Origin of the sequence: Sinorhizobium meliloti, assembly GCF_017876815.1 — a bacterium.
In the GTDB taxonomy this organism is placed as follows: Bacteria; Pseudomonadota; Alphaproteobacteria; order Rhizobiales; family Rhizobiaceae; genus Sinorhizobium; species Sinorhizobium meliloti.
On record NZ_JAGIOS010000001.1, the window covers coordinates 1,833,986 to 1,858,770 of the forward strand.

19 protein-coding genes and 1 pseudogene are annotated in these 24,785 nt (G+C 64.2%); 9 read left to right on the forward strand and 11 right to left on the reverse strand.

Annotation, left to right across the window (positions count from 1 at the left end; genetic code table 11):
• The first annotated feature begins 183 nt into the window (after positions 1–183).
• The 4 genes from JOH52_RS08580 to JOH52_RS08595 all read left to right on the forward strand — a co-directional run bounded on the left by JOH52_RS08580 (position 184) and on the right by JOH52_RS08595 (position 3,696).
• The gene (locus tag JOH52_RS08580; RefSeq protein WP_003528928.1) at positions 184–408 is read left to right on the forward strand and encodes an aa3-type cytochrome c oxidase subunit IV; all 225 of its coding nucleotides are present in this window, start codon (positions 184–186) and stop codon (positions 406–408) included.
• Between the two features lie 317 nt (positions 409–725).
• Complete coding sequence (locus tag JOH52_RS08585) at positions 726–1,874, forward strand: Re/Si-specific NAD(P)(+) transhydrogenase subunit alpha (protein WP_010970249.1); 1,149 nt, start codon at positions 726–728, stop codon at positions 1,872–1,874.
• 1 nt (position 1,875) lies between these two features.
• On the forward strand, positions 1,876–2,286 hold the full coding sequence (locus tag JOH52_RS08590) for an NAD(P) transhydrogenase subunit alpha part 2 (RefSeq protein WP_003528932.1): 411 nt from the start codon (positions 1,876–1,878) through the stop codon (positions 2,284–2,286).
• A gap of 9 nt (positions 2,287–2,295) precedes the next feature.
• Complete coding sequence (locus tag JOH52_RS08595; protein ID WP_003528935.1) at positions 2,296–3,696, forward strand: NAD(P)(+) transhydrogenase (Re/Si-specific) subunit beta; 1,401 nt, start codon at positions 2,296–2,298, stop codon at positions 3,694–3,696.
• 207 nt (positions 3,697–3,903) lie between these two features.
• Here JOH52_RS08595 and JOH52_RS08600 read toward each other — a convergent pair whose 3' ends face one another.
• The 4 genes from JOH52_RS08600 to rpsU form a co-directional block, all read right to left on the reverse strand.
• On the reverse strand, positions 3,904–5,175 hold the full coding sequence (locus JOH52_RS08600; RefSeq protein WP_010970248.1) for an adenylate/guanylate cyclase domain-containing protein: 1,272 nt from the start codon (positions 5,173–5,175) through the stop codon (positions 3,904–3,906).
• Between the two features lie 107 nt (positions 5,176–5,282).
• Positions 5,283–5,756 carry a DUF992 domain-containing protein gene (locus JOH52_RS08605; RefSeq protein ID WP_013844855.1) on the reverse strand — a complete coding sequence of 158 codons (474 nt, stop codon included), beginning with the start codon at positions 5,754–5,756 and terminating at the stop codon, positions 5,283–5,285.
• A 239-nt stretch (positions 5,757–5,995) separates the two neighbouring features.
• Positions 5,996–6,919: a tetratricopeptide repeat protein gene (locus tag JOH52_RS08610; protein WP_013844854.1), complete on the reverse strand. Its 924-nt coding sequence runs from the start codon at positions 6,917–6,919 to the stop codon at positions 5,996–5,998.
• Positions 6,920–7,070: 151 nt separating this feature from the next.
• Positions 7,071–7,283 carry a 30S ribosomal protein S21 gene (gene rpsU / locus JOH52_RS08615; protein ID WP_003533884.1) on the reverse strand — a complete coding sequence of 71 codons (213 nt, stop codon included), beginning with the start codon at positions 7,281–7,283 and terminating at the stop codon, positions 7,071–7,073.
• Between the two features lie 305 nt (positions 7,284–7,588).
• On the opposite strand from rpsU, the gene JOH52_RS08620 reads away from it, so the two are divergent.
• The 5 genes and pseudogenes from JOH52_RS08620 to JOH52_RS08640 all read left to right on the forward strand — a co-directional run bounded on the left by JOH52_RS08620 (position 7,589) and on the right by JOH52_RS08640 (position 14,205).
• Positions 7,589–8,842: a sarcosine oxidase subunit beta family protein gene (locus JOH52_RS08620; protein ID WP_010970244.1), complete on the forward strand. Its 1,254-nt coding sequence runs from the start codon at positions 7,589–7,591 to the stop codon at positions 8,840–8,842.
• A 114-nt stretch (positions 8,843–8,956) separates the two neighbouring features.
• Positions 8,957–9,298 carry a sarcosine oxidase subunit delta gene (locus JOH52_RS08625; protein ID WP_010970243.1) on the forward strand — a complete coding sequence of 114 codons (342 nt, stop codon included), beginning with the start codon at positions 8,957–8,959 and terminating at the stop codon, positions 9,296–9,298.
• A complete protein-coding gene (locus JOH52_RS08630; protein ID WP_010970242.1) occupies positions 9,295–12,288 on the forward strand; it encodes a sarcosine oxidase subunit alpha in 2,994 nt (997 codons plus the stop codon). The genes JOH52_RS08625 and JOH52_RS08630 overlap by 4 nt, the downstream gene beginning before the upstream one ends.
• The gene (locus tag JOH52_RS08635; protein ID WP_010970241.1) at positions 12,281–12,835 is read left to right on the forward strand and encodes a sarcosine oxidase subunit gamma; all 555 of its coding nucleotides are present in this window, start codon (positions 12,281–12,283) and stop codon (positions 12,833–12,835) included. The genes JOH52_RS08630 and JOH52_RS08635 overlap by 8 nt, the downstream gene beginning before the upstream one ends.
• Before the next feature lie 246 nt (positions 12,836–13,081).
• Positions 13,082–14,205: pseudogene (locus tag JOH52_RS08640) on the forward strand (zinc-dependent alcohol dehydrogenase family protein).
• 16 nt (positions 14,206–14,221) lie between these two features.
• Here JOH52_RS08640 and JOH52_RS08645 read toward each other — a convergent pair.
• The 7 genes from JOH52_RS08645 to glgB form a co-directional block, all read right to left on the reverse strand.
• Positions 14,222–15,298 (reverse strand): DUF2332 domain-containing protein, encoded by a 1,077-nt coding sequence (locus tag JOH52_RS08645; protein WP_010970239.1) that lies wholly within the window; start codon positions 15,296–15,298, stop codon positions 14,222–14,224.
• Positions 15,291–15,779, reverse strand: coding sequence for a MaoC family dehydratase (locus tag JOH52_RS08650; protein ID WP_003533898.1), 489 nt, complete (start codon positions 15,777–15,779; stop codon positions 15,291–15,293). The genes JOH52_RS08645 and JOH52_RS08650 overlap by 8 nt, the downstream gene beginning before the upstream one ends.
• Before the next feature lie 152 nt (positions 15,780–15,931).
• The gene (gene glgX / locus JOH52_RS08655) at positions 15,932–17,920 is read right to left on the reverse strand and encodes a glycogen debranching protein GlgX (RefSeq protein WP_107010534.1); all 1,989 of its coding nucleotides are present in this window, start codon (positions 17,918–17,920) and stop codon (positions 15,932–15,934) included.
• Positions 17,921–18,149: 229 nt separating this feature from the next.
• The gene (locus JOH52_RS08660; protein WP_010970236.1) at positions 18,150–19,778 is read right to left on the reverse strand and encodes an alpha-D-glucose phosphate-specific phosphoglucomutase; all 1,629 of its coding nucleotides are present in this window, start codon (positions 19,776–19,778) and stop codon (positions 18,150–18,152) included.
• Between the two features lie 4 nt (positions 19,779–19,782).
• Positions 19,783–21,225 (reverse strand): glycogen synthase GlgA, encoded by a 1,443-nt coding sequence (gene glgA, locus JOH52_RS08665; protein WP_010970235.1) that lies wholly within the window; start codon positions 21,223–21,225, stop codon positions 19,783–19,785.
• A gap of 6 nt (positions 21,226–21,231) precedes the next feature.
• Positions 21,232–22,494: a glucose-1-phosphate adenylyltransferase gene (gene glgC / locus JOH52_RS08670; protein WP_003533906.1), complete on the reverse strand. Its 1,263-nt coding sequence runs from the start codon at positions 22,492–22,494 to the stop codon at positions 21,232–21,234.
• A gap of 113 nt (positions 22,495–22,607) precedes the next feature.
• Positions 22,608–24,773, reverse strand: coding sequence for a 1,4-alpha-glucan branching protein GlgB (gene glgB, locus JOH52_RS08675; protein ID WP_306769081.1), 2,166 nt, complete (start codon positions 24,771–24,773; stop codon positions 22,608–22,610).
• Positions 24,774–24,785 lie beyond the last annotated feature (12 nt).

Below are 24,785 nucleotides of genomic sequence, written 5' to 3' on the forward strand. Positions count from 1 at the left end.
GCCCCTGCGCCGGCCGCACTAACGATTATGCCGCAGGGCTCGCGGGGCGGTTTTCGTTGCGAAGGGGCGGCGCATTGTGTATGCGGAGCCAAAGGAACCGATTGCGCCCCGCGGGCAAGCGGTCATGGGTGGATAAGACAGGGCCGCCATCGGCGGTGCCGCAGAATTTTGGAGAATTGGACGATGGCAGAGCATCATTCGGGACCGGTCGAAACGGGCGCTCCGATGGACTATTCCGAGCATGAGAAGACATATGATTTCTTCATCAGCGCCACGAAATACGGCACTCTGTTTTGCGTCGCGCTGCTGATTGCGATGGCTGCTGCTTTCTTCACGACGATGGGCTTTTTCAGCTCGCTCGTTCTTTTCATTCTCATCAACGTTGCCGGTTACTTCTTTCTTCGCTGACCGGCGTCGCTGATCCGTCCCGCCGAAGATGGGGAGGGGGTCCCCATCTTTGTCGCGGGCCGATCGAGTTTTCCCGCACCACGTGGGAGTATCGTCTCGGCGGCGGATGTTTCCGCCCCGCAGGAGGAGTTCTGTCGCTACGACGATGCGCCCAGGGTGCACTAAGGTCGCTGTAGCGCATTGAGGTGCCGCATGGTTCTCTCCCGAAATCGGCTCGATTCGGGGACCGTGTGAGTGAAGAGGCGGCGTGCAATGCTGTCGCCTGGAGGACAACGTCCGCAACCCGGCCAGCCGGGGCGGACCGGGGAGGGGGATTTGTGAGCGAGATCGTCTTTATCGCCAAGGAATCGGATCCGAACGAGGGACGTGTTGCCGGTTCCGTCGAAAGCGTGAAAAAACTGAAGTCGCTTGGCTTCGACGTGGTTGTCGAAGCGGGTGCCGGCCTCGGTTCACGCATACCCGATCAGGAATACGAGAAGGCCGGTGCGCGTGTCGGTACGGCGGCGGATGCGAAAACCGCCGACGTGATCCTCAAGGTCCGTCGGCCGAGTGCGCAGGAGATTTCCGGCTACCGGTCCGGCGCTGTCGTCATCGCCATCATGGACCCTTACGGTAACGAGGAAGCGATATCGGCCATGGCCGGCGCGGGCCTCACAACCTTCGCCATGGAGCTGATGCCGCGCATCACCCGCGCCCAATCCATGGACGTGCTTTCCAGCCAGGCAAACCTTGCCGGTTATCAGGCGGTGATCGACGCCGCCTACGAATATGACCGCGCGCTGCCGATGATGATGACCGCTGCCGGCACCGTGCCGGCGGCCAAGATCTTCGTCATGGGCGCGGGCGTTGCCGGCCTGCAGGCGATCGCTACCGCCCGCCGCCTGGGCGCGGTCGTCTCGGCGACGGACGTTCGCCCCGCCGCAAAGGAGCAGGTAGCCTCTCTCGGCGCCAAGTTCATCGCCGTCGAGGACGAGGAGTTCAAGGCGGCCGAGACCGCCGGCGGCTATGCCAAGGAAATGTCCGGGGAGTATCAGGTCAAGCAGGCGGCGCTCGTCGCCGAGCACATTGCCAAGCAGGACATCGTCATCACCACGGCGCTGATCCCCGGCCGTCCGGCGCCGCGGCTCGTGACCCGCGAAATGCTCGATTCCATGAAGCCCGGATCGGTCGTCGTCGACCTCGCGGTCGAGCGCGGCGGCAATATCGAGGGGGCCGAAGCCGGCAAGGTGACGGAGGTCGGGGGCGTCAGGATCGTCGGCCATCTGAACGTGGCGGGCCGCATCGCCGCTTCCGCCTCGCTGCTCTACGCCAAGAACCTCGTGACCTTCCTGGAGACGATGGTCTCGAAGGAGACGAAGGCGCTGGCATTGAACATGGAGGATGAACTCGTCAAGGCCACGGCGCTGACCCATGGCGGGGCAGTCGTGCACCCGGCCTTCGGTGGTGCCATGAGGGGGGAGAAGTAAGATGGCAAACGAACTTCTGGACAAGGCACTGACCGATCTCGAGCGGGCGGTCGAGGCGGTGAAGACCGCCGCCGAATACGTGCCCGATGCGGCCGGAGCGGTGGCGCATGGCGCGACCGGCGGCGCGATCGATCCCTTCGTCTTCCGCCTCGCGATCTTCGTGCTGGCCATCTTCGTCGGCTACTACGTCGTCTGGTCGGTGACGCCGGCGCTGCATACGCCCCTGATGGCGGTGACCAATGCGATCTCGTCGGTGATCGTCGTCGGCGCCTTGCTCGCGGTCGGGATCTCCGCCTCGGGGCTTGCCACCGGCTTCGGCTTCGTCGCACTGGTACTTGCTTCGGTGAACATCTTCGGCGGTTTCCTGGTCACCCAGCGCATGCTCGCCATGTACAAGAAAAAAGAAAAGTGAGGCGGGCCGATGAACGCTAATTTCGCTGCCTTCCTCTATCTCGTCTCGGGCGTGCTCTTCATCATGGCACTGCGCGGCCTGTCGCATCCGACCACCAGCCGCAAGGGCAATACCTACGGCATGGTCGGCATGGGCATCGCGATCGTTACGACGCTGTTCCTGGCACAGCCGTCGATCGGCGGGTTTCTCCTGATCGTCGCCGGTCTTGCGGTCGGCGGCGGTGCCGGCGCCTATATCGCAAAGCGCATCCCGATGACGGCGATGCCGCAGCTCGTGGCAGGCTTTCACTCGCTCGTCGGTCTCGCAGCCGTTCTGGTGGCGGCCGCCGCACTCTATGCCCCGTCCTCCTTCGGCATCGGCGAGGTCGGCTCGATCCCCGCGCAGGCGCTGGTCGAAATGGCGCTCGGCGTGGCGATCGGCGCCATCACCTTCACGGGCTCGATCATCGCCTTCCTGAAGCTGGACGGTCGCATGTCCGGGAAGCCTATCCTTCTGCCCTACCGCCACGCGATCAATCTCGCGCTTGCCGCGCTCGTCGTCTTCTTCATCATCGGGCTGGCGCTCAGCGAAAGCCATTTCGACTTCTGGGCGATCGTCGCGCTGTCGCTGGCGCTCGGCGTGCTGATCATCGTTCCGATCGGCGGCGCGGACATGCCGGTCGTCGTGTCGATGCTGAACTCCTATTCCGGCTGGGCGGCGGCCGGCATCGGCTTCACGCTCGGCAACCTGGCGCTCATCATAACCGGGGCGCTCGTCGGCTCGTCGGGTGCGATCCTCTCCTACATCATGTGCAAGGGCATGAACCGGTCCTTCATCTCGGTGATCCTGGGCGGCTTCGGCGGCGAGACGGCGGCTGCCGGCGGCGACGACGGAGTCCAGAGGACGGTGAAACAGGGCTCGGCCGACGACGCCGCCTTCCTGATGCAGAACGCCTCGAAAGTGATCATCGTGCCGGGCTACGGCATGGCGGTCGCCCAGGCACAGCACGCGCTCCGGGAGCTTGCCGACAAGCTCAAGGAGAACGGCGTCGAGGTGAAATACGCGATCCACCCGGTCGCCGGCCGCATGCCCGGTCATATGAACGTGCTGCTCGCCGAAGCGAACGTCCCCTATGACGAGGTGTTCGAACTGGAGGACATCAATTCGGAATTCGCCCAGGCCGACGTCGCCTATGTCATAGGCGCCAACGACGTCACCAATCCGGCGGCCCGCGACGACAAGTCCTCGCCGATCTACGGCATGCCGATCCTCGACGTCGACAAGGCCAAGACCTGCCTCTTCGTCAAACGTTCGCTCGGCTCCGGCTATGCCGGCATCGACAACACGCTGTTCTACAAGGACGGCACGATGATGCTGCTCGGCGACGCCAAGAAGATGACCGAAGAGATCGTCAAGGCGATCAATCACTGAGGGGAGCGAGGCCGGCCCCTCATCCGGCTGCCGCCACCTTCTCCCCGCAGGCGGGGAGAAGGGATATGCCGCGCCCGCTGGGCATTCCCGTCCCGGATGGGAACCGAAACACCCAATGGCGTCCCCTCTCCCCGCCTGCGGGGAGAGGGTTAGGGTGAGGGGCTTTCGTGCCGTGAACCGGCTATCGTCACCGTATCTCGGCTCCGCTCAGCCGCCCGCGATCTCCGGATCCCAGGTGAAGAGTTCCTTCGCTTTGGCAATGCCGCGGAGCGCAAACCGGCCGAGCGAAACGGCATTCGCGCGATGCTCGACCGGGCAGGCCGCGATGAATTCCGAGGACATGATCACATGCCGCTCGACTGAGCGGCACATGGCGGAGATGCGGCTCACCTCGTTGACGGCTGGTCCGACGACGGTGAAATCCAGCCGGTCCTGGCTGCCGATATTGCCATAGAAGACTTCGCCGATGTGCAGCCCGAGATAAACGTCGGTGGTCGGCTTTCCTTCATCGAGCCGCCGCGCGTTCAACTCCGAAAGCATGACCCGCAGTTGACGCTCGGCCGCGATGGCGGCGCCGCAGGCCTCGGCCGGTTTGCGGCCGTTGAAGATGGCAAGCACTCCGTCGCCGATAAGCTTCAATACGCTGCCGCCATGATCGTGGACGGCGGTGATCACCATGCCGGAATAGTCGTTCAGAAAGGGGATGACATCCTCCGGCGCGACGCTGTCGGCTATGCGCGTGTAGTTGCGCAGATCGGAGAACCACATGACCGCTTCGATCCGCTCGGCCGAGCCCCTTTCGATGCTGCCCTCGACGACGCGGCGGCCGGCATCCCGGCCGAGATAGACATCCGCAAGCGTCCCGATGATGCGCATGCACGAGGCTGTCTTCACGGCGAGCGCGAGGGTGGGCAACAGCACTCTCAGTGCCGCGATGTCCTCCTCACGGAAGCCGGCTTGCCTTTTTGTGGTCCAATAGGAGTACAGGCAGTCCATCTGCCCTATGCGGCCGCGATCGGTGAAGTGATGTATCATGCTGACGCAGTCGGTGTGGCCCTCTGCCTTGAGCGTGTCGAGCACGGTGAAGGGAATATGCTTCTCCCCGGCAAGGCGGGTGCGGCGCTCGGTTTCATTGTCCCTTAGCATATGGAAGAAGACGGAGCGCTGCCAGTTGGCCTGAGCCTCGCCGCCGCTGGTCGAGCCGTATTGCACGACCTCGGGAACCTCGTCGCTTTCGCTGTTCCACTGGAAGGCGCGCCCTTCGAACTCCGGGTGCAGCGTGTCGATGATGCCGAGCGCGCGATCTATGGGCAGGCCCGCAGCGTGGCACCGGTCACAGAAGCCGGCAAGAAGGTCCTGCTCCTTCAGGCCTCGAATTCCCTCTTCCGACATCCACTGAACGATGTCGCGGATCAGCTGTTCCTTCATCCTGCATCCCGTCGTGCCGGCGTTACCGCGTCCGGCAACGATCATCACCATCACAGTGCCGCGCCTTGCAGCGGCGCGCAAGGTGGGCCGTACGGATCACGCAATGTGCCGCGGACGGGAGGAGGGGAGAGGAGCCGGCTTCATCGCTCGCGAAGCGGTCAGCCGGCCGGCACCAGGACCAGGTGATCCACGCCGAGGGCGACATTCAGGCCTTCCTGCACCTGGACATTGACCGGTTGCAGCATGAAGGCCTTGTTCGTGCCGCCGGCAATGACCTTGGCGCCGCCACCGACTGCGAAGCTCGCATCGGCGCCGACACCGACATATTCGCCAGCCAGCGCAAATTCGTTCAGCGGAGTGCCGGTTTTCGCCAGCACGTCCCAGATCATGACGGTTTTGCCGGTGGAGCCGATATCCAGGCCGATCTTGGTGATCTTGCCCGCATAGACCCCTCCAGGCGAGCCATCCGCCGGCGAGAAGGTGCACATCAGGTTCTTGGTCGAGGTGACGATAAGCCCGGTGCCGCCTTCCGAGCCGCATGTGAGACGCCCGAGCGTGACGTAATTCTGGGCGGCGGCAGCTCCGGAGAGCGCCGCAAAGGCGATTGCGGTAATGAGGGTCTGTCGAATCATGGCTCGGATCTCCGTGCTGAAGCGTTTCACTGCTCATTCAAACTGTGAAACGCTCGAACCCCTTTGAAACTGCGCGCTTCCGGACGGAAAACCGCTACGCTTTTCCTGGAAGTGCTCTAGGCCATGGTCAAACGGATTGAATTCAGGATGGTTCCGCAACCCTGATCGGCGCAGATGAAACGACGACGCCCGCGACAGGGCCGCGGGCGTATGATGTCCGACGGAGGGTGGGCGAAGTTTCAGGACATCGCCTTGGCGCGGGCAAGGCCGGCACGCGCCGGCTCGTATTTGGGATCGAGCGACAAAGCATGCGAATAGGACTTCGCCGCCTTGGCCTTGTCGCCGCGGCGCTCGTAGATCAGCGCCTGGTTCGCCCAGGACTCGGCCAGCTTGCCATTCAGGTTGATGGCAGTGTTGAAGTCGGAGAAGGCGTTGTCGTCGTCGCCCTGCGCCACATAGGAGATGCCGCGGCCGTTATAGGGTTCGGGTGAGCTCGGCGAGAGCGAGATTGCCTTGGAGAAATCTTCGATAGCCTGCGCGTGCTGATTGCGCGCCTGATAGATCAGGCCACGATTGTGGTAGGCGCGGGGGTCTGCCGTATCGAGTTCGATCGCCTTGTTGAAGTCGTTGAAGGCGGCGTCGAGCTGGTTCGCCTGACGGTAGAGATTGCCGCGGCCGATATAGGCGACATCGTAATTCGGATTGATCTGCAGTGCCGCATTGTAATCCGCAAGAGCGGCCTGCTGGTTGCCCAGGTTGCGCTGAACCAGCGCCCGATTGGCATAGGCCTGATAGAAGCGCGGGTTGAGCTGGATCGCCTGGTCGAAATCGGCGACCGCCCGGCGAAATTCGCCGGCGCGCCCGTAGGCCGAGCCGCGCACATTGTAGCCCTCGGGGTCGCTCGGATTGGAGGCAATGACGCTCGAGAGCGAGGCGATGTTTTCTTCCGAGCCCTGAGCCCGTTCGACGCGGAACATCGATTCGGGCTTGTCGGTCTGGCATCCTGCGATGAGCAGGGCCGAGCCGAGCACGAGAAAGGCGGCAAGCTTCGGCTTGCGCTGGTGGCGGCGGTTCGCCTCCTCGGTGATGAGGCCGGAGACGTCCGCAGTCATGGCAGCAAGTGTCAAAGTCGATCCCTCAATGCGACAAGGCCCGAAAGCCATCGGCTTTCCGTTTACGGAGCACGCGAGTGCGGCGGCTGACCGTCGCCAGCTGTCACGCTAGACTGTCGACGGACTGGGTGTCCATACCAAAATGGCGGCGGCGATCCCTCGCCTCCGCCACTTGCATTGGAAAGCGTCGAAAAAAAGACGATCAGCGGGCCACGATGCCTTCGCGCTGCGCCCGCTTGCGGGCCAGCTTGCGAACGCGGCGGACGGCTTCTGCCTTTTCGCGCGCACGCTTCTGGGACGGCTTTTCGTAGAAGTCACGCATCTTCATTTCGCGGAAAATGCCTTCGCGCTGCATCTTTTTCTTAAGAGCGCGGAGCGCCTGATCGACATTGTTATCGCGGACAAGTACCTGCACGTGAATCCCGTTCCTTTGCTTCGAGTTGGTAAGCCTCACCATCAGGTTTGGAGAGGCAATAAATTTGCGTTCGCTGGGCGAGAACCCTACGATTAGAAGAGCGGATAACAGATCGCGTGCCGAAAGTCCAGCGGCGAGAGAGCGCGCGTGGGGAAAAAGCGCCGATGGCTCTGCGGCGGCGGCCGTCGATGTCGCAAGACCGCGCAAGTCCGCCGGATCGCGTCGCAAAAGAAACGTTGCGTGGTCCTCGGATTTGCGATTTCTAACGCCAACGAACGTTACCGGGTTCATGGAGTAGCAGGCGGATGCGCAAATATTCTGTTTTTGCCGTGGCGCGCGAGGCGCTGCGCGGCCACAAGGGGTGGGGCCCGCACTGGGCTTCGCCGGAGCCGCGCAAGCAATATGACGCAATCATCATAGGCGGCGGCGGTCATGGCCTCGGCGCCGCCTATTATCTCGCCAAAGAGCACGGCATCACCAATGTCGCCGTGCTCGAGAAGGGCTGGATCGGCGGCGGCAACACCGGCCGCAACACGACGATCATCCGGTCCAACTATCTCTATGAAGAGAGCATGGACATCTACGAGCATTCGCTGAAGCTCTGGGAAAACCTGTCGCAGGACCTGAACTACAACGTCATGTATTCGCCGCGCGGCGTGATGATGCTGTCGCACAACATCCATGACCAGCAGTCCTTCAAGCGTCACATCAATGCCAACCGGCTCTACGGCATCGACAATGAATGGCTGACGCCGGAACAGGCCAAGGCCTACTGCCCGCCGCTCGACATATCGAAGACTGCCCGCTACCCGATCAACGGCGCGGCACTGCAGCGCCGCGGCGGCACTGCGCGCCATGATGCGGTCGCCTGGGGCTATGCGCGCGCGGCTTCGGATCGCGGCGTCCACATCATCCAGAATTGCGAAGTGACCGGCATCCGCCGCGACGAAACCGGCCGCGTGACCGGCGTCGATACCAATCGCGGCTTCATCGGCGCGAAGAAGGTCGGCATCTCTGCTGCGGGCCACTCGTCGGTCCTGATGCAGATGGCGGATGTGCGCGTGCCGCTGCAGAGCCAGCCGCTGCAGGCGCTCGTCTCCGAGCCCTTGAAGCCGATCTTCCCCTGCGTTGTCATGTCGAACTCCGTGCATGCCTATATCTCGCAGTCGGACAAGGGCGAGTTCGTCATCGGCGCCGGCACCGACCAGTACAATTCCTACTCGCAGACCGGCGGCCTGCAGATCATCACGCATACGCTGGATGCGATCTGCGAGCTTTTCCCGATGTTCCGCCGCGTCAAGATGATGCGGCAATGGGGCGGCATCGTCGACGTCACTCAGGATCGTTCGCCGATCCAGGGCGTGACGCCGGTGCCCGGGCTCTACCTCAATGCCGGCTGGGGAACGGGCGGCTTCAAGGCGACGCCGGGTTCGGCCAATCTCTTTGCCCATCTCATCGCGCGCGGCGAGCCGCACCGGCTTGCCGCGGGGCTCACGCTCGAGCGCTTCCGCACCGGGCGGCTCATCGACGAGGCAGCCGCGGCCGCCGTTGCGCACTAAAGCATGATCCGACGGAGCGAAGCGAAGATCGATGATTACGCTTCAGAGAAAAGAACGTAGAGCGGCCTTGCGCCTTCCAAGAAAGGTGCGGCGCTCTGATCGAGGACATTCCAGATGCTTCTGATTTACTGCCCCTATTGCGAGGAAGAGCGCTCGGAGCTCGAATTCCGCAATGCCGGCGATGCCCATATCGTCAGACCGGCCAACATCGCCGAGATCAGCGACGAGGAGTTCGAGGAATACTTCTTCCTCCGTCAGAATCCGAAAGGGCTGATCTATGAAAGGTGGCGGCATATCCACGGCTGCGGTCGCTTCTTCAATGCGGCCCGCGATACCGTGAGCGACCGCTTCCACGTGACCTACAAGGCCGGTGAGCCGAGGCCGGATCTTAACGCCGAGCCGAAGACGAGCGAAACGGTCGAGACCTACGAGGCGCTGGAAGGAGTGGCAGAATGACCGGGGTCAACCGAATTTCGGGCGCCGGGCGCCTGACGCCGGCGCGCACCGCCCGCTTCACCTTCGACGGCCGGACGCTGACGGCGCTCGAGGGCGACACGATCGCCTCGGCGCTCATCGCCAACGACATCCATCTCGTCGGCCGCTCGTTCAAATATCACCGCCCGCGCGGCATTCTTTCAGCAGGCGCCGAAGAGCCGAATGCGCTGCTCGACGTTTCGCGCGATGCCGCGCGCCGGCAGCCGAACGTCCGCGCCACCGTGCAGGAAGTCTTCGACGGCATGAAGGTGTTGTCGCAGAACCGTTGGCCGTCGCTCGCCTTCGACGTCGGCGGCTTCAACGATCTCCTGTCGCCCTTCTTCGCCGCGGGCTTCTACTACAAGACCTTCATGTGGCCGAAGGCCGCCTGGCACAAGCTCTACGAGCCTTTCATCCGCCGCGCCGCCGGTCTCGGCGTCGCGCCCGCGGAGCCCGATCCGGATCATTATTCAAGCCGCTACGTCCATTGCGACGTGCTGGTGGTCGGCGCCGGCGCTGCGGGACTTTCGGCCGCACTTGCGGCCGCGAATGCCGGTGCGAAGGTGATCCTGTGCGACGAGCAGCCGGCTGTCGGCGGCGCCCTGCATTACGACAGCGGCACCATGATCGACGGCAAGCCAGGCTATGACTGGGCGCTGGCGACGGGCAGGGCGCTTGTGGCGATGGACAATGTCACGCTGCTGACCCGCACGACGGCCTTCGGTTACTACAACCACAATTTCGTCGGCCTCGTCGAGCGAGTGACGGACCACCTCCCGGCTCCCGATAAGGGGCTTCCGCGCGAGCGTCTGTGGCAGGTGCGCGCGAAGAAGGTCATTCTCGCCAATGGCGCGATCGAGCGCCACATGGTCTTCGCCAACAACGACCGCCCTGGAATCATGCTGGCCTCGGCCGGCCGCACCTATCTCAACCATTTCGGCGTCGCAGTCGGCAAGAAGGTGGGCATCTATACGGCCCATGATTCCGCCTATGAGGCGGCCTTCGACCTGAGGAAGGCCGGCATCGATGTCCCCGTGATCGTCGACTGCCGCGACAAGCCGGGCGACATGGTGCTCGCGGAAGCCCGCAGCCTCGGCATCGAGGTGCTGAGCGGCCACTCGGTCGTCAATACCGCCGGCAAGCTCAGGATCGCATCCATGAGTGTCGCTCGCAACGGCGGCGGAGCATCCCGCAAGATCGCGGTCGACGCACTGCTCGTCTCGGCCGGATGGACCCCCTCGGTGCATCTCTTCTCGCAGTCTCGCGGCAAGGTGACATTCGACGCGGCGACGGAGCGGTTCCTGCCGGGAACCTATGCACAGGAATGCCTGTCCGTCGGCGCCTGCAACGGCACGGACGACCTGCAGGCGACGATCGACGAGGCGCTTGCCGCCGGTGAACTGGCGGCCCGTGCCGCGGGTGCGGAAGGCGGCGCGCAGGTCGCGCTCTCCGGCCGCAACGCCTTCGAATGGACGGGCGGCATGATCGGCGCGGCGGAAGGCGCGGGTGCGGATAAGACGGTCAAGGCCTTCATCGACTTCCAGCACGACGTCTGCGCCAAGGACATCCGTCTCGCGGTGCGCGAAGGAATGCATTCGATCGAGCACATCAAGCGCTTCACCACCAACGGCATGGCTTCCGACCAGGGCAAGCTTTCCAACATGCACGGTCTCGCGATCGCGGCGGAAGCGCTCGGCAAGGAAATCCCCCAGGTGGGGCTCACGACCTTCCGCCAGCCCTATACGCCGGTGACCTTCGGGACGATCGTCAGCCACTCGCGCGGAAGCCTCTTCGATCCGGCGCGCAAGACGCCCATCCATGCCTGGGAGGAGGCGCATGGCGCCGAGTTCGAGGATGTCGGCAACTGGAAGCGCGCCTGGTTCTATCCGAAGGCGGGCGAGAATATGCATGAGGCGGTCGCGCGCGAGTGCAAGACCGTTCGCGAAGCGGCCGGCGTCTTCGACGCATCGACCCTCGGCAAGATCGAGGTGGTCGGCCCGGATGCCGCCGAGTTCCTGAACCTCATGTACACCAACGCCTGGGACAATCTGAAGCCCGGCCGCTGCCGCTACGGCATCATGCTGCGCGACGACGGCTTCGTCTACGACGACGGTGTCGTCGGCCGGCTTGCGGAAGATCGCTTCCATGTGACGACGACGACCGGCGGCGCGCCGCGCGTCCTCCACCACATGGAGGACTATCTCCAGACGGAGTTCCCGCATCTGAAGGTGTGGCTGACCTCGACGACCGAGCAATGGGCGGTCATCGCGGTGCAGGGTCCGAAGGCACGCGAGATCATCGCGCCGCTCGTCGAGGGCATCGATCTCTCGAACGAAGCCTTCCCCCATATGAGCGTTGCCGAAGGCCGCATTTGCGGTGTGCCGACCAGGCTCTTCCGCATGTCGTTCACCGGCGAGCTCGGCTTCGAGGTCAACGTACCGGCCGATTACGGCCAGGCCGTGTGGGAGGCGATCTGGGCACGGGCCGAGCCGATGGGCGCCTGCGCCTACGGCACCGAGACCATGCACGTGCTGCGCGCCGAAAAAGGCTACATCATCGTCGGCCAGGATACGGACGGAACCCTCACGCCGGACGATGCCGGCCTCTCCTGGGCGGTATCGAAGAAGAAGCAGGACTTCGTCGGCATTCGCGGCATGAAGCGCCCCGACCTCGTCAAGGAAGGCCGCAAGCAGCTCGTCGGCCTCCTCACGAAGGACCCGCAGGTGGTGCTGGAGGAGGGGGCGCAGATCGTTGCCGATCCGAACGAACCGAAGCCGATGACCATGCTCGGTCATGTGACCTCGTCCTACTGGTCGCCGAACTGCGGCCGCTCGATCGCGCTCGCGGTCGTCGCCGGCGGCCGCGCGCGCCTCGGCCAGACGCTCTACGTGCCGATGGCCGACCGGACGATCGCCGTCGAGGTGAGCGACATGGTGTTCTTTGACAAGGAAGGAGGTCGCCTCCATGGCTGACCAGGCAATCGCTACCCGCAAAGCCCCGCTTGCCGGCCGCCGTGGCGGCTCGCCGGCGGCAATCCTGACGCCGGCGGAGCCGGCCTCGCGCGTATCGCTGCGCGCCGGGGCCGACGCGGTTCCCGCACTCTCGGCCGCGCTCGGCGTGACCATTCCCGTGCGGCCCAAGACGTCCGCCTCGACCGGCCGGCGTCATGTTCTCTGGCTCGGTCCCGATGAGTGGCTGGTGATCGACGAGGACGGTGCCGACCTGATGGCGGCGGCGGCCTCGAGCGGGACGGTGCACGCGGCCGTCGACGTTTCGCACCGGAACACGGCCGTCATCGTCAGCGGGCCGGGCGCGGAAGCGGCAATCAACAGCGGCTGCCCGCAGGACCTTTCGCTCTCCATTTTCCCCGTCGGAGCCTGCTCGCGCACGATCTTCGGCAAGGCGGAAATCGTTCTCTTCCGAACCGCCGAGGATACGTTCCGTGTCGAGTGCTGGCGGTCGTTCTCGCCCTTCGTGTTCGGGCTGCTGGCCGAAGGCGCGGAAGAAGCGGGGCACTGACGGGCAAATTCCGGCCCCTCATCCGGCCTGCCGGCCACCTTCTCCCCGCAAGCGGGGCGAAGGAGACTCGTAGCAAGCTCCAATTCCTTTCTCACCCGTAGTAAGGGGACGAGGCGGTGCAGCATCTCCCTTCTCCCGTAAAGCGGGGAGAAGGTGGCGGCAGCCGGATGAGGGGCATTCCATCCTCACGAACGGATGGCTAAGTTCTGCCGGTCGAACCGGGATTCGGAAACGGGAGGAGCGAGCTTGAAGACGCCTGCGGCGGTGCTGAGGAAGTCACCGGTCGAGAGACCCTATGCCCATACGAGACCGCTCTCGATCGAAACGATCGATCTCGCCCCGCCGGGACCGGACGAGTTGCTCGTCAAGATCGGTGCGGCCGGGCTTTGCCACTCGGACCTGTCGGTCATAAACGGCGACCGGCCGCGGCCGGTGCCGATGGCGCTCGGTCACGAAGCCGCCGGAACGGTGGAGGCGGTCGGGAGCGGCGTGCGCGACATCTCCCCGGGAGACCGGGTGGTGATGAGCTTCATGCCGAGCTGCGGCCATTGCCTTCCCTGCGCTGAAGGCCGGCCGGCACTGTGCGTACCGGGAGCGGAAGCGAACGGCAAGGGTACGCTGCTTTCCGGCGAGCGCAGGCTCTCTTGCGGGGAAGTCCCGTCAATCACCATCTCGGCGTCTCCGGATTCGCCGATTATGCGGTGGTTTCCCGCCACTCCGCGGTCAGGATCGAGGCGGATCTGCCGATGGTGGAGGCGGCTCTGTTCGGCTGTGCGGTGCTGACCGGCGTCGGTGCGGTCGTCAATACGTGCCGGGTGCGGCCGGGTGAATCCATTGCCGTGGTCGGGTTGGGCGGGGTCGGGCTGGCAGCCCTTCTCGGGGCCATCGCCGCCGGCGCCGAGCGTATCGTCGCCATCGATCTCGCGGAGGACAAGCTGAAGCTCGCCCGCGCGCTCGGTGCGACCGACACCTTCCTCGCAGCCGATCCGGATGCGGCCGAGAATATCCGCCAGGCGACCCGCGGCGGCGTCGATCACGCGATCGAGGCGGCGGGCTCCGTCAGGGCCTTCGACCTTGCCTATCGCATCACGCGGCGAGGCGGGCTCACGGTTTCCGCGGGCCTTGCCCATCCATCGAGCCAGATCTCCATCCCCGCGGTGAGCCTCGTGGCCGAAGAGCGCAGCGTGCGCGGCAGTTACATGGGAAGCTGCGTTCCGGCTCGGGACATACCGCGCTTCATCGCCCTCTACGAGCGCGGCAGGCTCCCGGTCGACCGGCTGCTGTCGAGCACCGGGCCGCTGGAAGAAATCAACGAGGCCTTCGACCTTCTCGATCAGGGCCGCGTGATCCGCCACGTGATCACCTTCTGACGGCTCACATGAGCGATCAATTGCGGCTTTCCGGCCATCCTTTCCAATCGACCCACCGGCCGTGGAAATCCGCACGGCCGACGGCATGCGTCTCGCCGGCAGGCCATATCTGAAGCGATAGGGCTGCTCCGGGTGTCTGTCCGTCCGCCTCCATTTGCAGCCGGGCAAGCGGCGCCTCCTGCGTCGCCGCCGCGCCGGCGGCAGCAATCAAGGCGTCTCCTTCTTTCCGGGCGGCTTCCGGCAGATACTGCCAGGCAATCGAATGGTAGACGACGTGGGCAGCGCCCGGATAGATGCGCGCCAGCCGCGTTTTCAGCCAGTCGATGGCATCCGCCCGTTCAACCGGATTGCTCCGTGATGCGGCAATTTTCAGCGCTTGCCTGGTGCGATCGATCCGATCCTGCTGGTCTGCCCAGATGTAGGAGAGAAGCCGCAGCCGATCGCCGCCGTCCGCCGGATTGAGCGGATGGAGGTCGCAGCCGGCTCGGTCGATGATTTCGACGGGCCGGGGGGGAGGAGGCCCGCCAGCCCATTCAGGGGCAATGACCACAGCAGCGGCTTCATCGCCCCAGCGGCCACTTGCCAGATCGTAACGATAACGGTCCCAGTGCAGGTTCAAACCGGCGCTGGCGCCGATCTCCGAGATGACAAGCGGCTTCCCGAAAAGCTGCGCTACCGTAAGGAATCCGGGAAGCAGGGCGCCGGAGCGCCGCACTTCGTTCGTCTGCGGCGCTGAGGTGAGCCGGTCGAGGAGGAAGCGGGATTCCTGCCGGATGGCCTGATCGATCGCCCGCCAGAGGGTTTCGTCATCGGCGGAGTTCGGCGGGTAACTTGCTCCGAGGCTTTCGCTGCGGCCCGAGAGAACCAGGGCATGCAGGGCGCCGGCAAGGCGAAGGGCGACAGAATCGCCCTTGGAGGTCGGATCGCCGCGCCAGCCGAGAATCCGCTCCCCGACCGCCGAGCTCGCATCCAGCCGGTCGGCCACCAGACGGCAGAGCCGGGCGGTAAAAGGCGAACCCAGTTCGTCGCAGGACTTCGCCTGACCGCGGAAGGCGTTGCGTACGCACGTCTCGCCCGCCACCGCTTCAGACATCGGCCGGACGGTCCTTCGGGTCGAACTGGATGATCGTCTGCCAGGTGGCGGTCAAGGCCGGTTTTCTTTCGCCCTCGATTTCGACCGTGACGTCATAGGTGATCATCAGCATTCCGGCCCCGCGGAAGCGTGCATCTGCCATGGTGAAGCGGCCGCGCACGCGCGCGCCGCTCTTGACCGGCGCCACGAAGCGCACCTTCTCGAATCCGTAATTGATGCCCATCGTCTGCTCGCGGATCTTGGGCAGGCAATTGTAGTTCATCGCCGAAAGCAGCGACAGCGAGAGGAAACCATGCGCAATGGTGCCGCCGAAAGGCGTCTCCGCCGCGGCGCGCACCGGGTCGGTATGGATGAACTGGAAGTCACTCGTCGCCTCGGCAAAACGATCGATCGTCTGCTGCGTCACGGTGATCCAGTCGGAGACGCCGAGCTCCTTGCCGATCAGATCCTTGATATCGGAAAGTGAAATATCCTGCGGCATATGATTTTCCTGAAATGGGCCTCCCCGCTGATCTATAGGCCGGCTCGGCAAGGTCTAGCAAGTGGTCCTAAGTCTTGAGATGGTTTCACTGTTTTCATGAAACAGCGAAACCATCCAACTCTATGGAACTGGGCACTTCCGGACAGAAACCGTTAGATGCGTTTCCTGGAAATGCTCTCGAAAACCTCGACGAGAAAGGTGACCGAACGGGCCGGTGCGAAGGATGGAACGGTAAGGTCCGAGAGTGCGTCGCGCCATTCGGCCTCGAGGCTCAAAGGCAGGCGGAACGGGTGCGGAGCGTGGCTGCGGTTGATGACCACCGCAAGTCGGGTCGGGCGCTTCTGACGGCGATCTTCGGTCGCGAGCATCACGACGAGATTGTCGGTTGCTGGGTGCTCCCAATCCTCCACCGTCAGCGGCTCCCCGTCGAGGCGCAGCCAGGCGACGTCGCCGTTGCCCGTGAAGAAACCGGTGTCGCCGAAGACCGAGAAGCGCCGGCGCATGGCGGAAAGCCTGGCGGTGTGCTCGACGAGCTTACCGTCGAGTTTGCTCCAGTCGAGCCAGGTCACGGCATTGTCCTGCGCATAGGCATTGTTGTTGCCGCCCTGGCTGCGCCCGCCCTCGTCGCCGGCCGTCAGCATGATTGCGCCGCGCGAGGTAAAGAGCGTGCCGAGGAGCGCCATGACGTCGCGTTGCCGGAAGGCGGCGATCTCCGGATCTCCGGTCGCGCCCTCGGCGCCGTTGTTCCAGGAAAAGTTCTCGTCGTGGCCGTCACGATTGCCTTCGCCGTTCGCCTCATTGTGCTTGCGGGCGTAGGAAACGAGATCCATCAGCGTGAAGCCGTCATGGGCGGCGATGAAGTTGACGCTGCGCGTGGCCGTCTCGCCCCAGCGGGAAAAGCTGTCCGAGGAGCCGGCAAGCGCGGTCGCAAGGACGCCGATCGCGTGCCGGTCGCCGCGCCAGTAGCGGCGGATGTCGTCGCGGGCCCGGTCGTTCCATTCGAGGAAGGAATGAGGGAAATTGCCGAGCTGGTAGCCGCCGGGGCCGGTGTCCCAGGGCTCGGCGATGAGCACGCGGCCGCAAAGGATGGGGTCGGCGGAGATGGCCGAGAAAAGCGCGGCATCGCGGCGGAAGCCGCCCATGTCGCGGCCGAGGATCGATGCGAGGTCGAAGCGGAAGCCGTCGACGCCGGCAGCAAGAACGAAATGGCGCAGGCTGTCGAGGATCAGACGCTGGACGACAGGATGGTCGCAGGCGATCGTGTTGCCGCAGCCGGTGTCGTTGATGAGCTCGCCCGGGCGGCCCGCCGCGTGGCGATAATAGGTCAGGTTGTCGAGCCCGCGCATCGAAAGCGTTGCACCGAAGCGGTCGCTCTCCCCGGAGTGGTTGAAAACGAGATCGAGGACGACGCCGATACCGGCCTGGTGCAGGACCTCCACGGTCCTGCGCAGTTCCTCGATGCCGCCGGGCACCAGGCGTGGATCGAGCGCCATAGGCGCGATCGGATTGTAACCCCAGCCGTTGTGGAGACCGAGCGGAGGCAAGTGCCGCTCATCGATCCAGGCCACGACCGGCATGAGTTCGACCGCGGAAACGCCGAGGCTTGTGAGGTGATCGATGATGACGGGTTCGGCGAGAGCAGCCACCGTGCCACGCTTCCTTTCGGGCACGCCCGGATGAAGGATGGTGAACGGCTTGACTGCAATCTCGTAGATCAGCCCCCCGGCCTGAAATAGCGGCGGCCTCGGCTCTAGCGGTTTCACCTCGGTCAGGATGGCCTTCGGCACGAGGTCCGCCGTCTCCTCGCCGAAGACCGTCAGCCGCTGGTCGTGACGAAAGGGCCGGTCGAGTTGCGCCGCATAAGGGTCGACCAGAAGTTTCGACGGATCGAACCAAAGCCCGTGGTCCGGCGAGTAGACCCCCTCGGCGCGCAAGCCGTAGCGGGTGCCGGCAGCTATGTCGGGCAGCGCGATGCTGTGGACATCGCCGTCGCGCTGCATCGGCAGGCGGCTGAGTTCGGTGTTGCCCGCTTCGTCGAACAGGCAGAGATCGATGCGGGCGGCATTGTGCGACCAGACCGTAAAGCGCGTCCCGTCGGGTGTGCGCGTCACGCCGAGAGGTGGAATTCCGGTCGTCGGCATGGGGGTGCTTCCCTTCTTGACACTGAGTTGAAGACAGTGGCCCGCTTACCCCCTCTGGCCTGCCGGCCATCTCCCCCACAAGGGGGAGAATACACGCGGCTGCCTCGCGCTCGACAGACAGGTCGCTGAAGGCGGAATGCTTGGTCAGAGCGAGAAGCGTGCCGCATCCTTTCTCCCCCTTGTGGGGGAGATGGCCGGCAGGCCAGAGGGGGTAAAGCGGCGTGCACCCTCAGGTGATGACGCTCGGTTCATCGCGGCCGGTGTTCGCCTTGATCTCGGCGATCTCGTCGGCAACGGCGATCAGATCGGCAAGCGCTTCCTGGGTGTCGAGATCGTGGCGGGTCGGATCCGGCTCGTAGCGCTCGATATAGACGCGCAGCGTCGCACCCGACGTCCCCGTGCCCGACAGGCGGAAGACGACGCGGGATCCGCCCTTGAAGAGGATGCGGACGCCCTGGTTCTTGCTGACCGATTTGTCGACCGGATCGTGGTAGGAGAAATCGTCGGCCGTCTCGACCGTGAGCGCGCCGAAGCTCTTGCCGGGCAGCGCGGCGAGCTTGTCGCGGAGCGCGGCAATCAGGCCGTTCGCCGCATCGGTGTCGACCTCTTCGTAGTCGTGGCGGGAATAATAGTTGCGGCCGTAGGTCGCCCAGTGCTTGCGGGCGATTTCGAGTGCGCTTTCCTTGCGCGCGGCGAGGATGTTGAGCCAGAGCAGCACGGCCCAGAGCCCGTCCTTCTCGCGTACATGGTTCGATCCGGTGCCGGCGCTTTCCTCGCCACAGATCGTCGCCAAGCCCTCGTCGAGCAGGTTGCCGAAGAACTTCCACCCGGTCGGCGTTTCATAGATGCCGACGCCGAGCTTTTCGGCGACACGGTCGGCCGCGCCGCTCGTCGGCATGGAGCGAGCGATCCCGGCAAGTCCCTTGGCATAGCCCGGCGCCAGATGCGCATTGGCGGCAAGCATGGCGAGGCTGTCGGACGGCGTGACGAAGATTCCCTTGCCGATGATCAGATTCCGGTCGCCGTCGCCATCGGAGGCGGCGCCGAAATCGGGCGCATCCGGCGCCATCATCGTCTCGTAGAGTGCTCGGGCGTGGACGAGATTCGGGTCCGGATGATGGCCGCCGAAGTCGGGCAGCGGTATGAAGTTCATGACCGAGCCCTTCGGCGCGCCGAGCCGTTTTTCGATGATCTCCTTGGCATAGGGCCCGGTGACCGCGCTCATCGCGTCGAACACGACTCGGAAGCCGCCGGCGATCAGCTTGCGGATCGCGTCGAAGTCGAACAGGCTCTCCATCAGTTCCGCATAGTCGGCGACGGGATCGATGACCGTCACCGTCATATCCTCGACCTGCTGGCTGCCTTCGACGTCGAGATTGACGTCGGGCGCGTCGGCGATCTTGTAGCTGTCGATCGCCTTGCTGCGGGAGTAGATCGCGTCCGTGACCTTTTCGGGAGCCGGGCCGCCGTTGCCGACATTGTACTTGATGCCGAAGTCCTCGGTCGGTCCGCCGGGATTGTGGCTCGCCGAGAGCACGATGCCGCCGAAGGCCTTGTATTTGCGGATGACATTGGAGGCGGCAGGCGTCGAGAGGATGCCGCCGCGGCCGACGAGCACGCGGCCGAAGCCGTTCGCCGCCGCCATCTTGACGGCTTTCTGGATCACCTCGCGGTTGTAGTAGCGGCCGTCGCCGCCGATCACCAGCGTCTGGCCTTCGAAGCCCTCGAGCGAGTCGAAAATCGACTGGATGAAGTTCTCGGCATAGTTCTTCTGCTGGAAGACCGGGACTTTCTTGCGCAGGCCCGAGGTGCCGGGTTTCTGGTCCCCATAGGGGTTGGTCGAGACGGTTCTTATCATCTGTTTAGCCTTTCGCGAGAAGAGCGGAGTAAAGCGAGACGTAGCGTTCCGCGCTTTTGGCCCAGGAAACGTCGGATTTCATGCCCTGGTACTGCAGGCGTGCCCAGAGCTTGGGTTCATTGTATGCGCGCAGGACGCGCCGGATCGCAAGCCTTAGCCCGTCGGTCGTCACCGGCAGGAAATGAAAGCCGGTGGCGCACTTCGCCGACAGCGCCGCCTCGTTGGCGTCGATGATGGTGTCGGTGAGACCGCCGGTGCGGGCCACGACCGGAACGCAACCATAGCGCAGGCCATAGAGCTGCGTCAGGCCGCAGGGTTCGAAACGCGACGGAATGAGGATCGCATCGGCGCCTGCCTGCATGAGGTGCGACAGCGGCTCGTCATAACCGGTCACCATGCCGATATGCCCGCGGTTGCGCGACGCGGCCGCCATAAGCGCGCTTTCGAGCGCCGGATCGCCCGAGCCGAGCACGACGAGCTTGCCGCCGAGTGCCACGATATCGTCGGCGGCTTCGGCGACGAGGTCCATGCCTTTCTGCCAGGTGAGGCGGCTGATGACGCAGAAGATCGGCCCCGGACCTTTTTCGAGGCCGAAACGCTCTTCCAGCGCCTTGCGGTTGCCGGCGCGCCGTTTGAGCGTTCCCGGCCCGTAATGCGCCGGAATGTGCGGGTCCGTCTGCGGGTCCCACGTCTCTCCGTCGATGCCGTTGACGATGCCCGTCAGGTCCGCGACACGGCTCGACAGGAGCCCATCAAGGCCCATGCCGAATTCGGGCGTCAGGATTTCCTGCGCATATGAAGGGCTGACCGTGGTGATTGCGCTTGCCGTCTGCAGGCCGCCTTTGAGGAAGCCGACATCTCCATAATATTCGACGAATTGCGTGGAGAAGGCATCCGGCGGCAGCGCCAGTTCCGGGAACACCGAGGCGCCGAACTGACCCTGGAAGGCGATGTTGTGGATCGTCATGACCGTCGGCAGGTCCGGCGCCGGGCCGAAGCGCATATAGACGGGGGTGAGCGCCGTCTGCCAGTCGTGGACGTGAACGATGTCCGGCTTCCAGTTGGGGATGATGCCGTTCCCCGCGATCTCCGCAGCTGCCAGCGAGAGTGCGGCGAAGCGCCGGAAATTATCGGGATAATCGCGCCCGGTCGAATCGAGATAAGGGCCGCCGTCCCGTGCATAGAGTGCGGGCTGGTCGAGGACGAGCAGGTCCACTCCGTTGACCTCGGCGGCAAGCACCGTGGCTGGATGGCCGAAGAGATTGTCGAATCGGCCGACCGGTTTTTTCTTCTTCAGCTTCTTCAGCACCGAGGGATAGCCGGGCACCAGCGTGCGCGTCCGCACACCATGCGGGAGAAGTGCGGAGGGCAGCGCGCCGACGACATCGGCGAGGCCCCCCGTCTTCACCAGCGGGTAGACTTCGGACGCAACTGACAGGATGTTCATACTCGGCTACATTCCCAGCTTGTCGATCATCGTTTGCGTGATCAGGCAAACGCCGCTCTCCGTGCGGCGGAAGCGTTTCGCGTCGAGCTCCGGATCGTCACCGACGACCAGGCCCTCCGGAATGACGACGCGGCTGTCGATGACGACATTGCGCAGAATCGAATGCCGCCCGATCGTCACGTCGGGGAGAACTACGGCATTTTCGAGTCTGGAGTATGAATTCACCCGGACCCCGGTGAAGAGCAGGCTCCTGTTGAGCGCGGCACCCGAGATGATGCAATCGCCCGAGACGAGCGAGGACGTGGCCGAGCCGCGGCGGTTCTCGTCGTCATGGACGAATTTGGCCGGCGGCTTGATTTCAGAGAAGGTCCAGATCGGCCAGGTGCTGTCGTAGATGTCGAGCTCGGGCGTGATATGGGTGAGATCGATATTGGCCTGCCAGTAGGCGTCGATGGTGCCGACGTCGCGCCAATAGGCCTCGCGCTCGAAGTCGGACCGGACGCAGGAATGGGTGAAGCGGTGGGCCACCGCTTTGCCGTGTTCGACGATATAGGGAATGATGTCCTTGCCGAAGTCGCGGCTCGATTTGGGATCAGCGGCATCCCGACGCAACATGTCCATCAGGAATTTCGTGTGGAACACGTAGATGCCCATGGACGCGAGTGCCATGTCCGGATTGCCGGGGATGCCCGGCGGATCCGCCGGCTTTTCGACGAAGGCGATGATGCGGTCCGCGTTGTCCACATGCATGACGCCGAAGCCCGTCGCCTCCATGCGCGGCACTTCCAGGCAGCCGACGGTTACGTCGGCGCCCGAATCGACGTGCTGCTGCAGCATCAGTTCGTAGTCCATCTTGTAGACGTGATCGCCGGCGAGAATCACCATGTATTCGACGCCATGGTCCTCGATGATATCGATGTTCTGATAGACCGCGTCGGCGGTGCCCTCGTACCACTGCGTTTCGGAAACGCGCTGGCTCGCCGGCAGGATATCGAAGCTCTCGTTACGCTCCGGCCGGAAGAAGTTCCAGCCGCGCTGGAGATGCCGGATCAGCGAGTGGGCCTTGTACTGCGTGGCGACGCCGATTCGACGGATGCCGGAATTCAGCGCATTGGAAAGCGCGAAATCGATGATCCGCGCCTTTCCGCCGAAGTAGACGGCAGGTTTCGCACGCCGGTCGGTGAGTTCCTTGAGCCGGCTGCCGCGGCCGCCGGCGAGCACATAGGCCATGGCATCACGGGCCAGGGGTTGCGTACGTTTTTCCACCATTTATCCTCCCCAAAATCATTTCGGGGGACTGCTTGGCGCCTCTTCGGCGCCTCGAGCCCAAACGATTTCCTCCTGTTCCGCCCGTCGAGCCAGTCCCCGTCGGGCGGGACGCTCTAATCCTGCTCCAGCATCAGCGTCGCCAGAGGCGGCAGCGTGATGGTGGCGATCGTCTCTCCGTTCGCTCTCTTCTCTGCATGGACGGCGCCGCCGTTGCCCTTGCCACTTCCTCCATAGATTTCCGCGTCGGTATTGAGGACTTCCTTCCAGCGCCCTGCCACCGGAAGCGGTATGTCGTAATGCTCCCGGTAAACCGGAGTGAAGTTGGTGACGACCGCGACCAGCTTCTCTCCGGGCGCTTTCCTCAGCCAGGCGAAGACGGAATTCTCACGATCGTCGGCAATCAGCCATTCGAAACCGTCGCCCTCGCAGTCGCGCGCATGCAGCGCCGGCTTCGAGCGATAGGTGCCGTTCAGGTCGCGCACCAGACGGCGCATCCCCTCATGCAGATTGTATTCGAGCAGGTTCCAGTCGAGACCGCGGTCCTCCGACCATTCGCGCCATTGGGCGAATTCCTGTCCCATGAAAAGGAGCTTCTTGCCGGGATAGCCCCACATGAAGCCGTAATAGGCGCGGAGATTGGCGAACTTCTGCCAGTCGTCGCCGGCCATCTTGGCGATCAGCGACCCCTTGCCGTGGACGACCTCGTCATGGGACAGCGGCAGCACGAAATTCTCGCTGAAGGCGTAGAGCAGCCCGAAGGTCATATCGTTGTGGTGGAACTTTCGGTGCACGGGCTCGCGCGAGAGATATTGCAGCGTGTCGTGCATGAAGCCCATGTTCCACTTGAAGCCGAAGCCGAGCCCGCCGGCATGCACCGGGTGCGAGACCTTCGGCCAGGACGTCGATTCCTCGGCGATGGTCAGCACGCCCTGGTGGATGCCGTAGATGCGGGTGTTCATCGTCTGCAGGAAACGCACGGCCTCGAGATTTTCGTTGCCGCCATATTCGTTCGGCACCCATTCGCCATGCTTGCGCGAATAGTCGAGATAGAGCATCGAGGCGACCGCATCGACGCGCAGGCCGTCGACATGGAATTTCTCCGCCCAGTAGAGAGCGTTGTTGACCAGAAAGGCGACGACCTCCTGACGGCCGAAATTGTAGATCGCCGTGTTCCAGTCGGGATGGAACCCCTGGCGCGGATCCGCATGCTCGTAAAGCGCGGTGCCGTCGAACCAGCGAAGCCCGTGTTCGTCGGTCGGAAAATGCGCCGGCACCCAGTCGAGGATGACGCCGATGCCCACCTTATGGCAGCCGTTGACGAAACGGGCAAAGCCCTCTGGCTCGCCGAAGCGTGCGGTCGGCGCATAGAGGCCGGTGGTCTGATAGCCCCAGGACGGATCATAGGGATATTCCGAAATGGGCAGGAACTCGATGTGCGTGAAGCCCATATCGACGCAATAGGGGATCAGCCTTTCCGCCAGTTCGTCCCAGGTGAGCATGTCGCCATTGTCGCGGCGCTGCCATGAGGCCGCATGGACCTCGTAGATCGAGATCGGCTGCCGGCGCGGATCGATCTCGGCCCAGTGACGCCGATGCGCCTCGTCCTCCCAGTTCTGGGCGATCTCGTCCGCGGTCATCGAAGCGGTGTCGGGCCTGAGCTCCGAGCGCCGGGCAAAGGGGTCGGCCTTCAACGGCAGCAGCGTGCCGTTGCTGTCGACGATTTCGTATTTATAGGGCGTACCCACGGGCACGCCGGGGATGAAGATCTCCCAGATACCGGTGTCGACACGCAGGCGCATGACATGCCGGCGTCCGTCCCAGTCGTTGAAACTCCCGACCACGGACACACGGCGGGCGTTCGGCGCCCAGACGGCGAAGTGAAAACCCTCGGCGCCGTCATGCCGGATCGGATGCGCGCCCATCTTGTCGAAGAGGCGAAGGTGCGAGCCCTCGCGGATATAGTAGTCGTCCATCGGCCCGAGCACGGGGCCGAAGCTGTAGGGATCGATGACGGTCCACTCGCCGCCGTCGTTGCGGGCGCGGTAGCGGATGGGCTGCTCTTTGCGGAGCGCCACCGGCCCCTCGAAGAAGCCGGCCTCGTCGCGCCGCTCGAGCGTGCCGAGTTCCTTGCCGCTGAGCGTTTCGGCAATCACCGTTTCCGCACCCGGCACGAAGCACCGGGCGACATAGGTCTTGCCCGCGGCATGCACTCCAAGGACGGCGAAGGGGTTGCTGTGGGTACCGGAAAGTATTGCCGCGATTTCCGGCGCTGGCAGCATGCCTGGCGGGGC

Bases quoted from the DNA above. Each gene is read 5' to 3' on its own strand.
- JOH52_RS08580 (WP_003528928.1), top strand. From the start codon at position 184: ATGGCAGAGCATCATTCGGGACCGGTCGAAACGGGCGCTCCGATGGAC.
- JOH52_RS08590 (WP_003528932.1), top strand. From the start codon at position 1,876: ATGGCAAACGAACTTCTGGACAAGGCACTGACCGATCTCGAGCGGGCG.
- JOH52_RS08595 (WP_003528935.1), top strand. From the start codon at position 2,296: ATGAACGCTAATTTCGCTGCCTTCCTCTATCTCGTCTCGGGCGTGCTC.
- JOH52_RS08600 (WP_010970248.1), bottom strand. From the start codon at position 5,175: ATGGTGATGATCGTTGCCGGACGCGGTAACGCCGGCACGACGGGATGC.
- JOH52_RS08605 (WP_013844855.1), bottom strand. From the start codon at position 5,756: ATGATTCGACAGACCCTCATTACCGCAATCGCCTTTGCGGCGCTCTCC.
- JOH52_RS08610 (WP_013844854.1), bottom strand. From the start codon at position 6,919: ATGGCTTTCGGGCCTTGTCGCATTGAGGGATCGACTTTGACACTTGCT.
- JOH52_RS08620 (WP_010970244.1), top strand. From the start codon at position 7,589: ATGCGCAAATATTCTGTTTTTGCCGTGGCGCGCGAGGCGCTGCGCGGC.
- JOH52_RS08625 (WP_010970243.1), top strand. From the start codon at position 8,957: ATGCTTCTGATTTACTGCCCCTATTGCGAGGAAGAGCGCTCGGAGCTC.
- JOH52_RS08630 (WP_010970242.1), top strand. From the start codon at position 9,295: ATGACCGGGGTCAACCGAATTTCGGGCGCCGGGCGCCTGACGCCGGCG.
- JOH52_RS08635 (WP_010970241.1), top strand. From the start codon at position 12,281: ATGGCTGACCAGGCAATCGCTACCCGCAAAGCCCCGCTTGCCGGCCGC.
- JOH52_RS08645 (WP_010970239.1), bottom strand. From the start codon at position 15,298: ATGTCTGAAGCGGTGGCGGGCGAGACGTGCGTACGCAACGCCTTCCGC.
- JOH52_RS08650 (WP_003533898.1), bottom strand. From the start codon at position 15,779: ATGCCGCAGGATATTTCACTTTCCGATATCAAGGATCTGATCGGCAAG.
- glgX (WP_107010534.1), bottom strand. From the start codon at position 17,920: ATGCCGACGACCGGAATTCCACCTCTCGGCGTGACGCGCACACCCGAC.
- JOH52_RS08660 (WP_010970236.1), bottom strand. From the start codon at position 19,778: ATGATAAGAACCGTCTCGACCAACCCCTATGGGGACCAGAAACCCGGC.
- glgA (WP_010970235.1), bottom strand. From the start codon at position 21,225: ATGAACATCCTGTCAGTTGCGTCCGAAGTCTACCCGCTGGTGAAGACG.
- glgC (WP_003533906.1), bottom strand. From the start codon at position 22,494: ATGGTGGAAAAACGTACGCAACCCCTGGCCCGTGATGCCATGGCCTAT.
- glgB (WP_306769081.1), bottom strand. From the start codon at position 24,773: ATGCTGCCAGCGCCGGAAATCGCGGCAATACTTTCCGGTACCCACAGC.